At 33.8% G+C, this 13,678-nt stretch carries 13 protein-coding genes; 11 read left to right on the top strand and 2 right to left on the bottom strand.

All coding sequences use genetic code 11. From position 1 onward, the window contains the following. Nucleotides 1–83 precede the first annotated feature (83 nt). Nucleotides 84–251, bottom strand: coding sequence for a hypothetical protein (locus tag BSF41_RS23670; protein WP_162615021.1), 168 nt, complete (start codon nt 249–251; stop codon nt 84–86). A 201-nt stretch (nt 252–452) separates the two neighbouring features. Between BSF41_RS23670 and BSF41_RS01000 the strand changes: the two genes are divergently transcribed. The 11 genes from BSF41_RS01000 (at nt 453) to argH (ending at nt 12,269) form a co-directional block, all read left to right on the top strand. Further along, the gene (locus tag BSF41_RS01000; RefSeq protein ID WP_095927669.1) at nt 453–1,100 is read left to right on the top strand and encodes a GNAT family N-acetyltransferase; all 648 of its coding nucleotides are present in this window, start codon (nt 453–455) and stop codon (nt 1,098–1,100) included. Between the two features lie 55 nt (nt 1,101–1,155). After that, nucleotides 1,156–2,349, top strand: a complete 1,194-nt coding sequence (locus BSF41_RS00995; RefSeq protein ID WP_095927668.1) for an argininosuccinate synthase — start codon at nt 1,156–1,158, stop codon at nt 2,347–2,349. After that, nucleotides 2,342–3,319 (top strand): N-acetyl-gamma-glutamyl-phosphate reductase, encoded by a 978-nt coding sequence (argC, locus tag BSF41_RS00990; RefSeq protein WP_095927667.1) that lies wholly within the window; start codon nt 2,342–2,344, stop codon nt 3,317–3,319. The genes BSF41_RS00995 and argC overlap by 8 nt, the downstream gene beginning before the upstream one ends. Before the next feature lie 87 nt (nt 3,320–3,406). Then, the gene (locus BSF41_RS00985; protein ID WP_095927666.1) at nt 3,407–4,546 is read left to right on the top strand and encodes an aspartate aminotransferase family protein; all 1,140 of its coding nucleotides are present in this window, start codon (nt 3,407–3,409) and stop codon (nt 4,544–4,546) included. 85 nt (nt 4,547–4,631) lie between these two features. Then, nucleotides 4,632–5,825: a glutamate-5-semialdehyde dehydrogenase gene (locus BSF41_RS00980; protein ID WP_095927665.1), complete on the top strand. Its 1,194-nt coding sequence runs from the start codon at nt 4,632–4,634 to the stop codon at nt 5,823–5,825. 98 nt (nt 5,826–5,923) lie between these two features. Next, a complete protein-coding gene (gene proB / locus BSF41_RS00975) occupies nt 5,924–6,685 on the top strand; it encodes a glutamate 5-kinase (protein WP_095927664.1) in 762 nt (253 codons plus the stop codon). A gap of 84 nt (nt 6,686–6,769) precedes the next feature. Further along, complete coding sequence (locus BSF41_RS00970; RefSeq protein WP_095927663.1) at nt 6,770–7,717, top strand: N-acetylornithine carbamoyltransferase; 948 nt, start codon at nt 6,770–6,772, stop codon at nt 7,715–7,717. A 97-nt stretch (nt 7,718–7,814) separates the two neighbouring features. Beyond that, nucleotides 7,815–8,588: an acetylglutamate kinase gene (gene argB, locus BSF41_RS00965; RefSeq protein WP_095927662.1), complete on the top strand. Its 774-nt coding sequence runs from the start codon at nt 7,815–7,817 to the stop codon at nt 8,586–8,588. 284 nt (nt 8,589–8,872) lie between these two features. After that, the gene (locus tag BSF41_RS00960) at nt 8,873–9,943 is read left to right on the top strand and encodes a M20 family metallo-hydrolase (protein ID WP_095927661.1); all 1,071 of its coding nucleotides are present in this window, start codon (nt 8,873–8,875) and stop codon (nt 9,941–9,943) included. A 13-nt stretch (nt 9,944–9,956) separates the two neighbouring features. After that, nucleotides 9,957–10,961 (top strand): virulence RhuM family protein, encoded by a 1,005-nt coding sequence (locus BSF41_RS00955; RefSeq protein WP_095927660.1) that lies wholly within the window; start codon nt 9,957–9,959, stop codon nt 10,959–10,961. Nucleotides 10,962–10,988: 27 nt separating this feature from the next. After that, a complete protein-coding gene (argH, locus tag BSF41_RS00950) occupies nt 10,989–12,269 on the top strand; it encodes an argininosuccinate lyase (RefSeq protein ID WP_095927659.1) in 1,281 nt (426 codons plus the stop codon). Nucleotides 12,270–12,345: 76 nt separating this feature from the next. Here the strand turns inward: argH and BSF41_RS00945 are convergent, their stop codons facing one another. Then, the gene (locus BSF41_RS00945; protein WP_095927658.1) at nt 12,346–13,662 is read right to left on the bottom strand and encodes a T9SS type A sorting domain-containing protein; all 1,317 of its coding nucleotides are present in this window, start codon (nt 13,660–13,662) and stop codon (nt 12,346–12,348) included. Nucleotides 13,663–13,678: the final 16 nt, after the last annotated feature.

Raw genomic sequence — 13,678 nt, 5'->3', positions numbered from 1 at the left:
TATTTAAAACCCGATAATTAGAAATAATTATCGGGTTTTTATTTTTGCATATATTAACAAAAACTAAAAAAAATGTTAGAATTTTAATTTTTTGTTTTGTAAATAAAAAAATAATGTACTTTTGCACCGATGAATAAAATAAGTTTACATATAACTTCTTTGTCACGGACAAACTCACCGATTACTTCTCCCGAAGTACGGACACTATCTCTATAGTGTTCACTGAGTTTTATAGCCGTATATTTATTCATATCCATTTTTCATTTTGAAATCACATAATTTGTCCATTGGACAAACGCATCCTAAAAGTATTTATTATTTTGTAAATTTTCTTAATCAATGTTTTGGTTTTGAAGAAGTTACTTCTTTTATGCTTAATTTTATTGGATTCAATTCTGGATTTCAAGCGAATCAATATGCTTTAATTTTTAACTCTAACTTCAATAATTGAAATGAAGATCTCTATTGTTGTAACTCAAGAAGAACACTTTAAGTATGCGCAGGAAATCTGCGATACGATAGAATCGTCTGCCTTATTAAGAGGTACGGGGATTGCTAAAAGGACTCCTGAGTACATTCAGAAAAAAATGGCAAATGGTGATGCGATGATTGCTTTGGCAGACGGAAAATTTGCAGGTTTTTGCTATATAGAAAGCTGGCAGCACGGAAAATTTGTCGCTCATTCAGGATTAATTGTACATCCAGATTATAGAAGTCATGGTTTGGCAAAAAAAATAAAATCCAAAGTTTTTGATTATTCTTTGAAAAGATTTCCAGATGCTAAGATATTTGGAATTACTACAGGTTTAGCTGTTATGAAAATTAACTCTGAATTAGGCTATAAACCAGTTCCTTTCTCAGAATTGACAACCGATCCAAGTTTCTGGGCGGGCTGTAAAACCTGTACTAACTTCCCAATTTTACAGAGCAAAGAAAACAAAATGTGTCTTTGCACTGGAATGTTGTACGATCCAAAAGAAAAACAAAAAACACCGCCAAGACATCCTTTTAATGAGGCTGTTTTAAGCAGACTTAAAAAAATCAAACAAGCTTTATTTTTAAACAAAATATTGTCATTTGTTTTTTTATTTAAAATTTAATTAAAAAGAAATCTCAAACTGCTATATACGAAAGTATTAGCCTAAATTATAAAAAATGAAAAAAGTAGTATTAGCTTATAGCGGAGGATTAGATACCTCGTATTGTTTGAAATATTTAAAGAACGAAAAAGGTTATGAGGTTCATACCGTTCTTGTTGATACAGGAGGATTTAGCGCAGAAGAATTATCAGCAATAGAAAAAAGAGCTTACGAATTAGGAAGTGCACAACATGCCAACTTAACAATTTTAGATAAATATTACGATAAAGCTATAAAATACTTGATTTTTGGAAACGTATTAAAAAACAATACTTATCCGTTATCAGTTAGTGCTGAGCGTGTTTTTCAGGCAATTGAAGCTATAAAATATGCGAAAAAAGTAGGAGCAACTGCAATCGCTCACGGAAGTACTGGTGCAGGAAACGACCAAATTCGTTTTGATTTGATTTTCCAGACTATTGCTCCAGAAATCGAAATCATTACGCCGATTAGAGATTTAAAATTGTCAAGACAAGAAGAAGTGGATTATCTAGCTCAAAACGGAGTTCACTATTCTTGGGAAAAAGCACAATATTCTATCAATAAAGGACTTTGGGGAACAAGTGTTGGAGGAAAAGAAACTTTAACTTCAGGACAACCGTTGCCAAGTGAAGCGTATCCTTCTCAATTGCAAAAAGAAGGAGAAGAGAAAGTAACGCTTCATTTTGAGCAAGGAGAATTAGTTGGTTTAAACGGAAAAACGGACAAACCATCAAATAATATTGTAGCTCTAGAAAAACTGGCAAGTGCTTACGCAATTGGTAGAGATATTCACGTTGGAGATACGATTATTGGAATTAAAGGAAGAGTTGGTTTTGAAGCTGCAGCTCCGTTAATTATCATCAAAGCGCACCATTTATTAGAGAAACATACTCTTGGAAAATGGCAGCAATACTGGAAAGAACAATTAGGAAACTGGTACGGAATGTTATTCCACGAAGGTCAGTTCTTAGATCCAGTGATGAGAAACATTGAAACGTTCTTGCAAGACACGCAAAAAACAGTAAACGGAACGGTAACAGTTTCTTTAAAACCATATCATTTCTCACTTGATGGAATTGAATCTGAAAATGATTTAATGAACACAGGTTTCGGTCAATATGGCGAAATGAACAATGCTTGGACATCTGACGATGCAAAAGGATTTATTAAGATTTTAGGAAATGCACAAAATATTTTCTCATCTGTAAACAAATTAGATCATGATTAATGTCGGAATTATTGGTGGTTCGGGCTACACGGCCGGAGAACTCATCAGAATTTTAATGTATCACCCCAAAGTAAACATCGATTTTGTTTACAGCACAACAAACGCTGGAAAGCCGCTTTCTGTGGCGCACCAAGATTTGATGGGCGATATCGAAATGAATTTCACGAATGAAATCAATCCAAATGTGAACGTTGTTTTCTTGTGTTTAGGTCACGGAAAATCGATTTCATTTTTGAAAGAAAATCAGTTTGCAAGCCATACCAAAATCATCGATTTAGGAAATGATTTCAGATTAAATAAAGACGCTCATTTTGAAGGAAAAGATTTTGTTTACGGATTGCCTGAAATCAATAAAGCCGAAATCAAAAAAGCAAATTATATCGCAAATCCAGGTTGTTTCGCAACTGCTATTCAATTGGCTTTATTGCCTTTAGCAGAACATAATCTATTGAATAATGATGTTCATATTAATGCCACAACCGGAAGTACTGGAGCAGGAGTAAGTCTTTCAGAAACTTCTCATTTCAGTTGGAGAAACAATAATATGTCACATTATAAAGCTTTTGAACACCAGCATTTAGGTGAGATTTCAGAAAGTTTGGTTCAGTTGCAAGATGATTTTGACAGCGAATTGCTTTTTATTCCGAACAGAGGAGATTTCCCAAGAGGAATTTTTGCAACTTTATATACATTATGTGATGATAGTTTGGAGCAATTAGTAGCGAAATACGAAGAGTTTTATAAAAATGAGCCTTTTGTAACCGTTACCACAACAAACATCAACATGAAACAGGTGGTGCAGACGAATAAATGTATTATTAGTTTATTGAAAAAAGGAAACCGGGTTCTCATAACATCAATTATCGATAACTTAACCAAAGGTGCTTCAGGACAAGCAATTCAAAACATGAATTTAATGTTCGGATTAGAAGAAACCACAGGTTTACATTTGAAACCAAGCGGATTTTAATAATAGTTTCAAGTTTCATGTTTCAAGTTGCACGTTCTGTAGACAACTTGAAACATGAAACCTGAAACAAAATAAACAAAACAAAAAATGAACTTATTCAACGTTTACCCATTATACGACATAACTCCAGTAAAAGCAATTGATTGTACCATTATTGATGATAAAGGAGTAGAATATTTAGATTTATACAGCGGACATGGTGTGATTTCTATCGGACACACGCAGCCGGATTATGTAGCAAAATTGAAGAATCAATTAGATCATTTAGGATTTTATTCGAATGCAATTCAGAATCCTTTGCAGGTTGAATTGGCACAGAAATTAGGAAAACTTTCTGGTCTTGAAGATTACGAATTGTTTTTATGCAGTTCTGGTGCTGAGGCAAATGAAAATGCTTTAAAACTAGCTTCTTTCCACAACGGAAAATCGAGAGTTGTGGCTTTTGATAATTCTTTCCACGGAAGAACTTCTGCAGCAGTTGCGGTTACTGATAATAAGAAAATTGTTGCGCCAATTAATGCGCAGCAAGTTGTTACTTTTTTACCTTTAAATCAAATCGAATTAGTTGAAGCTGAACTGGCTAAAGGAGATGTTACAGCAGTAATTATCGAAGGAATTCAAGGAGTTGGAGGTTTAGACCAAGGAACAACTGAGTTTTTTCAGGCTTTAGAAAAAGCTTGTAAAAAACACGATGTTGTTTTAATTTTAGATGAAGTACAATCAGGATACGGAAGAAGCGGGAAATTCTTCGCTTTCCAACATCACGGAATCAATGCTGATATTATCTCTGTTGCAAAAGGAATGGGGAATGGATTTCCTGTTGGGGCGATCTTAATTTCTCCAAAATTTGAAGCAAGTTTCGGATTATTAGGAACGACTTTCGGCGGAAGCCATTTGTCTTGTGCAGCGGGAATTGCGGTTTTAGATGTAATCGAAAAACTAGATTTACAGAAAAATGTAAACGAAGTTTATGAATATTTCTTAGAGAAAATCAAAGAAGTTGAAGGCATCAAACAAGTAAAAGGAAAAGGATTAATGCTTGGAGTTGAGTTTGATTTTGATGTAGCTGCTTTAAGAAAGAAATTAATCATCGAAAAACACATTTTTACAGGAAGTGCCAACAATAAAAATCTATTAAGAATTTTACCGCCATTAACTGTGAAAAAAGCTGATATTGATACGTTTGTAAAAGCTTTAAAAGAAAGTTTAGAAGAACTTAAAAAATAAGTTTGCCTATAACTGTTAACTCGTTTAATCGTTTAACTGGTTAATCGATTAAACGAATTAACGATTAACCAATTAAACCAAAAAAATGAAACCATTATCAATTGAAACACGCAATGCAGTTTTGCGCTCTATGGCAAAGCTGGTCGAGCAGGAGCGGAATGAGATAATCTTGACCAATCAGGAAGATCTTGCAGATTATGACGGTTCAGATTTAGCGATGGAAGAACGCCTAAAAGTAGATGATAAAAAAGTTGACGAAATGATTTTATCATTAAACCAATTAGCTTCTCAAGAAGATCCCGTTGGTGTTGAGCGTTTTCATTTTACTCATGATAATGGAATAAAAGTCATTAATAAAACCGCTGCTTTCGGAACGATTTTAATCATTTACGAATCTCGTCCAGATGTTACAATAGAAGCGGGCGGAATTGCGTTTAAATCAGGAAATAAAATTTTATTAAAAGGAGGAAAAGAGTCTTTAAAATCAAATTTGAAAATCGTAAGTCTTTGGCACAAAGCTTTAGAAGAAAACGGAGTTTCAAAAGATTGGGTTGAATATCTGAATTACAACAGAACAGAAACTCAGGCGTTTTTAGAAAAACCAACTCAAAAAGTCGATTTAATTGTTCCGAGAGGTGGAGAAAAATTAATTGAGTTTGTAAAAGCACACGCAACTTGTCCTGTTATTGTAAGCGGACGCGGAAATAATTTTGTTTACGTTAATGAAAAAGCAGATACAGATTTGGCTTTAAAAGTAATTTTAAATGCTAAAACAGCTAAAATTTCAGCTTGTAATGCTTTAGATAAAGTTTTAATAGATTCGAAACTTCCTAATTTTGAAGGCTTCACAGCAATGCTGATTGAGGCTTTAATAGAAGCAAAAGTGGAAGTTATTGTAGATAAATCATTAGAGAATTTCGAAAATACGAAAACACTTCAAAACGAAGATATTTGGTACGAAGAGTTTTTAGATTATAAAATTGTAATTGGAACCATCGATTCTCAGGATCATGCAATCGATATGATTAATAAATACTGTGGAGGACATTCTGCAGCAATTATAACAAGAGACGACGAAACGGCACAGCAGTTTATGGAAGCAATAGATGCTGCAGCAGTTTACCAAAATGCTTCAACCCGTTTTACAGACGGAGGACAATTTGGACTTGGTGGCGAATTAGCAATAAGTACCGATAAACTTCACCAAAGAGGTCCAATTGGTCTTCAACATCTCGTAACAAACAAATGGTACGTGTATGGAGAAGGACAAATTAGGTAATTGAGATAATATGAAAATTGAGGCAATTAGATAATTAGATAATTCTAAAAAAAAACTTAGAATCTCAGCATCTTAGAACCTTAGTATCTTTAAATAAAATGACAAAAAAACGGATTTTATTAAAAATAGGAAGTAATACTTTAACCAAAGAAACCAATCATATTTCGCGGGGAAAGATTGAAGACCTCGGAATACAGATTGCAGCTTTAAACGACGAGTATGAATTTATCATAGTGAGTTCTGGAGCAATTGCGGCGGCAAAGCAGTTTGTAAAGCTGGATAATCAAGATAAAGATGTTTTTGTAAAACAAGCTTTAGCTTCCATAGGACAGCCTCATTTAATGCGGATTTACAATGAAAATTTCAAAGATCTAGGATTAAATACCTCGCAGTGTTTACTTTCTTATTCTGATTTCGAAAAAGAACAGACCAAAAAGAATATTGTAAATACGATTAATGTATTGGTTAAAAACAATTACATTCCGATTATCAATGAAAATGATACCGTTGCCACAGATGAGATTCGGTTTGGGGATAATGATAAATTAGCAGCTTTAACGGCAGTTCTTTTAAATGTTGATATTCTGATTATTGCCACTAATACAAATGGAATTTATACCAAAGAATCTATTCATGATGAAAATCCAGAAACGATTAAATTGGTAAATGATTTAAAAACGCTCGAGAAAGAAATCAGCGAATCAAAATCATCACACGGAACAGGAGGAATGCAGTCCAAAATAGAAGCGGCTGCAATTTCAAAAGCAGCGAATATCGAAACCTGGATTGTCAATGGATTAAATGATAATTTTATTTTAAAGGCATTAAAAGACGAAATTCCGTTTACTAAAATAATCTAATGAATTAATTAGAAAATTAGTTAATTAGATAAAGCACAATTATCCAATTTTCTAATTATCACATTATCTAAATTAAAAAAACAAATGAACTATATCTCAATAAAAGACATCAACTCATTATCAAAATGGGTAAAACAAGCGATTAAAATCAAAAAGAATCCGCTTAAAAATCAAAGTTTAGGAAAAAATAAAACTCTTGGAATGTTATTCTTCAATCCAAGTTTAAGAACGCGTTTAAGCACACAAAAAGCGGCTTTAAATTTAGGAATGAACGTTATGGTAATGAATTTTACTAACGAAGGATGGACTTTAGAATTTGAAGACGGAGCCGTTATGAATTCTGGTGCTTCAGAACATATTAAAGAAGCTGCAGAAGTAGTTTCTCAATATTGTGATATTATCGCAATTCGTGCTTTTGCAGGTTTAGCAGATAAAGAAAAAGATTATCAGGAAACTGTAATTTCAGGATTTTTGAAGTATGCTACTGTGCCAATTGTAAACATGGAAAGTGCTGTGCGTCACCCGTTACAGTCTTTGGCAGATGCGATTACAATGGAAGAGTTCAAAACCAAACACAAACCAAAAGTAGTGCTTTCATGGGCGCCACACCCAAAAGCGTTGCCTCAGGCAGTTGCCAATTCATTCGTAGAAATGATGCAGATGCAAAAAGATATGGATTTTGTAATCACACATCCAGAAGGTTACGAATTAAGCCCAGAAATTACAAAAGACTGCACAATCGAATACAACCAAGATAAGGCTTTTGAAAATGCAGATTTCGTTTACGTAAAAAACTGGAGTAATTTCAACGATTACGGAAAAGTAACCAACAGCGATCCAAATTGGACCGTTACAGCGGAAAAAATGGCTCTAACCAACAACGGAAAATTTATGCACTGTCTTCCAGTTCGTCGTAATGTAATTGTAAGTGACGAAGTTCTTGACGGAGAAAATTCAATCGTAATCGAACAAGCGAATAACAGAACGTATTCAGCACAATTAGTTTTACAGAAGATTCTTAAAAAAATGTAATTTTTTTTAAAGTTGCTAAGATTCTGAGCTACTAAGATGCTAAGAAACTTTGCACAAAAAAACTTAGTATCTTAGAATCTCAGAACCTTAGAATCTTATGCAATTATCAGTAATAAAAATAGGTGGAAACATCATCGACAATCCTGCAGAATTAGAGCAATTTTTAACCGATTTTTCTAAAATTGAAGGCTATAAAGTTTTAGTTCACGGCGGTGGAAAATCGGCTACGAAAATGGCTCAAAGTATTGGTTTGGTTCCGCAAATGATTGACGGACGCCGAATTACAGATGCCCCGATGCTTGATGTTGTCGTAATGATTTACGCCGGACAAATCAATAAACATATTGTAGCGCAATTGCAGGCAAAAGACAATAACGCGATTGGTTTTTCTGGAGCTGACGGAAATTTAATTCAGTCAACAAAAAGAAATCACCCAACAATCGATTATGGATTTGTAGGCGATGTAAAACAAGTCAACACTAAATTACTGGCAACTTTATTAGAAGCAGGAGTTGTTCCCGTTTTCTGTGCAATTACACACGACAAAAATGGACAATTGCTAAATACCAATGCTGATACGATTGCGAGCGAATTATCAATTGCATTATCTGAAGTTTTTGATGTTACACTAACATATTGCTTTGAAAAACAAGGTGTTTTGCAAGATTCAGAAGACGATTCGTCTGTAATTACAGAAATCAACGAAGCATTATACAATACGCTAAAAGAAGAAAAAGTAATCCATTCTGGAATGATTCCGAAATTGGACAATTGCTTCAATAGTTTATCAAGAGGTGTGCAGAAAATCAAAATTGGACATCATAAAATGCTTCAAAATTCAGATATTCCGCATACAACGATTACATTATAAAAAATGTTGCCACAAATTGACTCTATTTTTTCTGTTAAAAGAGAAAATAATTTTAGACGTACATCAAAAAGTTTATTTTGATTTTAATTCTCTCACAAAAAGATAATTTGTGAAAATTCGTGCAATTAGTGGCAAAAAAACAGGACTGCGCAGTGCTTTTAAATAATAATTTAAGAAATTTGCGCCAATTAATTTTCTGGCTAAGATTTAGTAAAGTCATTGCTTAAAAAAACTTAGAATCTCAGTCCCGATAGCTATCGGGATAGCCTCAGAACCTAACAAAAATGAAAAATATAGATACGCTTACCCAAGAAGCAATTAGTTTATTAAAAAGCCTAATCGAAACCCCTTCATTTTCAAGTGAAGAAGATCAGACGGCTCTTTTAATCGAAAATTGGTTCAATCAGAATGAAATTCCTTTCAAGAGAGAAAACAATAATGTGTGGGCTTTCAACAAGTATTTCGACGAAAACAAACCAACACTTTTATTAAACTCACATCACGATACGGTACGTCCTAATCAGGCATATACAAACGATCCGTTTAAAGCAATAGAAAAAGACGGAAAACTATTTGGTTTGGGAAGTAATGACGCAGGTGGATGCTTGGTTTCGTTATTAGCAACTTTTGTTCATTTTTACGAAAATCAAAATCTGTCACATAATATCGTAATTGTGGCTTCAGCCGAAGAAGAAAGCAGCGGAAAAAATGGATTAAACAGCGTTTTAAAAAGCTTGCCAGAATTAGATTGCGCCATTGTTGGAGAACCAACATTAATGCAATTAGCGGTTGCAGAAAAAGGTTTACTAGTTTTGGATGTAAAAGTAAAAGGAACCGCAAGCCACGCTGCACATCAAAATGACGATAACGCATTATACAAATCAATTCCAGTAATGGAATGGTTTAAAAACTATAAATTCGATAAAATCTCAGACGTTCTAGGTCCAGTAAAAATGACTGTAACACAAATCAACGCAGGGAAACAACATAATGTTGTACCATCAGAATGTGATTTGGTTGTAGACATTCGTGTAACAGACCGTTATACAAACGCTGAAATTTTGGAAGTTGTTAAAGCAAATGTAAATGCCGAAGTAACGCCAAGATCAATGCATTTAAACGCATCGTCTATTCCAATCGAACACGGTTTGGTTCAGGCTGGAATTGCGTTAGGAAGAACAACCTATGGTTCGCCAACACTTTCAGATCAATCTGTTTTAAGCTGTCAGTCTTTAAAACTAGGACCAGGAGAAACGTTGCGTTCGCATTCAGCAGACGAATTTATTTTTGTAAACGAAATAGAAGAAGGAGTCGACTTGTATATTAAAATACTAACCGATTTCTTTAAATTATAAAATACAATTAAATATGCAAAAGCCTATTTTACTTTATCAAACAGCAGACAGCAATATAAATGTTGAAGTAACATATATTGATGAGAGCTTTTGGTTGAATCAAAAAGCTATTGCACAACTTTTTGGCGTTGAGTCAAATACTGTTACATATCATTTAAAAGAAATTTTTAAAAGCGAGGAATTAGAGCAAATTTCAACTACTCGAAAAATTCGAGTACTTCAAAAAGAAGGAAATCGTGAAGTAAATCGTGAAATTGATTTTTATAATCTTGATGCCATTATTGCTATTGGTTATAGAGTAAATTCAAAACAAGCAACTCAATTTAGGATTTGGGCAACAAAGACTTTAAATGAATTCATTAGAAAAGGTTTTGTCTTAAACGATGAAATGCTAAAAAATGGTTCATCATTTGGAAAAGATTATTTTGAGGAATTATTAGATAAGATTAGAGAGATAAGATCATCAGAAAGAAGATTTTATCAGAAAATAACCGATATCTATGCTCTTTCAGCAGATTATGATAATACTGCAATAGCGACAAAAAACTTTTTCACTTCTGTTCAAAATAAATTGCATTGGGCAATTTCTGGTAAGACTGCTGCTGAAATTATTTATACAGAAGCTGATGCAGAAAAGATTCATATGGGTTTGTCTACTTGGAAAGATGCTCCACATGGAAAAATTCAAAGAACAGATGTTATAATAGCAAAGAATTATTTAAGTGAAAATCATATTCAGGAATTAAATAGGATTGTTTCTGCATATTTAGATTTAGCCGAAAATAATGCTAAAAGGCAATTATTGATGAAAATGGAAGATTGGAGTAATTTTTTAAATAATTTCCTTCAACTTTCTAATTACCCAATTTTACTGGATAACGGAAAAATATCACAATTAGAAGCAAAAATAAAAGCAGAATCTGAGTTTGAAAAATTCAGGATAATTCAAGATAAAAATTACATTTCGGATTTTGATAAAGAAATTTTAAAAGTAAAAAAAAGTCAGTTAATTAAATAAAAAACTGACGGTAAAAAAACATGACCTATGAAACTTTGGGAAAAAGGAATACCAACAGATAAACAAATCGAACAATTTACCGTTGGAAACGATCGTGAACTGGATTTAGTTTTAGCAAAATACGATGCTTTAGGTTCAATTGCTCACGCCAAAATGTTGGGACAGATTGGTTTATTAACTCAGGAAGAAACAACTTCTTTGGTTGATGCCTTAAACGAAATCATTGCAGATATTGTAGTTGGAAATTTCGAAATCGAAGACAGTTTTGAAGATGTACATTCTAAAATCGAATATCTTCTAACCGTAAAACTAGGCGATGCAGGAAAGAAGATCCATACCGCACGTTCTCGTAACGATCAGGTTTTGGTAGATGTTCATTTGTATTTAAAAGACGAATTAAAAGCAATAAAAGAGCAAGTAAAAACATTGTTTGACTTATTAATGGAATCGGCTGAAAAACATCAAAACGTTTTATTGCCAGGTTATACGCATTTGCAAATCGCTATGCCATCGTCATTCGGAATGTGGTTTTCTGCTTACGCAGAGAGTTTAATTGACGATATTACAATGTTGAACGCCGCTTCTAAAATTGTAGATCAGAATCCGTTAGGTTCTGCTGCAGGTTACGGAAGTTCATTCCCAATTAATAGAACATTTACAACACAGGAATTAGGTTTTGAAACCTTAAAATACAATGCTGTAGCAGCACAAATGAGCCGTGGAAAAGCAGAAAAAACGGTTGCTTTTGCGATGACAAGTGTTGCAGGAACTTTATCAAAATTTGCCATGGATGTTTGTTTGTATATGAGCCAGAACTTTGATTTTATTGGTCTTCCGGCACATCTTACAACTGGGTCAAGCATTATGCCTCACAAAAAGAATCCAGATGTTTTCGAATTAATCAGAGGGAAATGCAATAAGATTCAGGCACTTCCGTACGAAATCACTTTAATTACCAATAATCTTCCAAGCGGTTATCACAGAGATTTACAACTGTTAAAAGAAGGTTTGTTTCCAGCAATTCAAAACCTAAAAGCTTGTTTGGATATTGCAATATTTTCTATAAAAGATATTACGGTGAAAGATCATATTTTAGAAGATAAAAAATACGATTACTTGTTTACTGTAGATACTTTAAACGAAATGGTGGTAGAAGGAATGCCTTTTAGAGACGCTTACAAAGCTGTTGCAGAACAATTGGAAGCAGGAACATACAAATCTCCAAAAGAAACCAAACACACGCACGAAGGAAGTATTAATAACTTATGTCTTGATGCGATAAAAGATAAAATGAAAGATGCTTTTTAAGTGAGATGTGAAAAGTAAGATATAAAATGTAAAAAGGTCATTGATTTTTCAATGACCTTTTTTTATGAAGTAAAATTTAGTTTTTTACCAGTTTAAAAGTTTTGCTTCGGTTGTCAATCTGAACTTTGCATACATAAATTCCTTTAGCAAGATTTCCAACATTCAATTCTAGTTTTTCATCAGGAGAAACATTTTTGGAATGAGAATATACTTTTGATCCATTTGAAGAAAATAAATCCACTTCTGCCAAACCATTGTCCGAACTTGAAAAATCAATATTCAAAAAACGATTGATAACAGAAGGATAATATTTTAAATCCAGATTGTTTACATTATCATTTAAGCCCAAATTGTTACAGCTCGTAGATACAGCGCCTTGAGAAGTAACCTGAAGTGTTGCTCCAGCACCGCAAGAAGCATTTGAAATAAATCCTGCAACATTGGCAATGGGTAAAACGCTATATGTATAAGAAGGCTTTGTAACTGCTGTTCCCGAATTTGCTGGCGCATTCAAACAATCAGTAAAAGCAACTCCAATTGTTCCACCATCTGTGCTTACATAGTTTTTAAAAGCTGTTCCGATTTTGGCAAAATCAGTTCCTTCTACATAACACGTTGTGTTGTTGCTTCCGCCGCCTAAACCAATTGCAAGTGATCCGGAAACGGTTGTATTGTAGTAACAATTTAAAATATGAAGTTCGGCATTTCTTGCTCTAGGCATTCTTTCTTTAGAGCCTTCAGCCCAATAACAGTTTTTAAAAGTGATGCTATAATGTCCGTCAGAAGGAGCATCAGTTTTGGAAGAACCAACTAAATCAGAAAAACGGTGATCATCTGCTCCGCCAGAGCCTCCAGCTTTCGGTGCTTTCAAATAAATAAATTTACACCAAGAAACCGTTATATTATCAGCAGCGCCTTTATTGTCAAAATTTCCATCCATTCCGTCTTGAAATTCGCAATGATCTATCCAGATATTTGTTGCTTCAGAAGTAAGATTATCACGTCCGTCTACATCATACGCACCAGGTCCTTCAAAAATTAGATTTCTAATAATAATATTATTTGATCCCGGTTTTAAACTTAAAATTCCAGAACCCGCAGCGGTTTGATCTAAGTTTACTAATCTAGCGCCAGGAAGACCGATAATGGTTTTGTCATTCACAAGCAGACTAGTGTAGGTACAATTTATGGTTCCTGAAACTAAAATAACCTGCGGAGTAGTCAGCTTTAATTTTGCTGTTAAATCGGTTAAAGTAGTCACGGTTACAGGAGCTGCATTTCCGCCTCCAGTTGCTGAAGCTCCAAATCCTTCTGGTGCGCTCATAAAATAGTTTTGTGCAAACAGAAAGGAGCAAGGCAGAAGTAACGCCAATGCAATAAGTTTTGTTTTCATTTAAGTGTGGTTTTTT

This window comes from Flavobacterium sp. ACN2 (assembly GCF_002303885.1).
Classification (GTDB): Bacteria; Bacteroidota; Bacteroidia; order Flavobacteriales; family Flavobacteriaceae; genus Flavobacterium.
The sequence above is the reverse complement of the archived record's forward strand: the minus strand, read 5'-3'. Positions and strand labels throughout refer to the sequence as shown.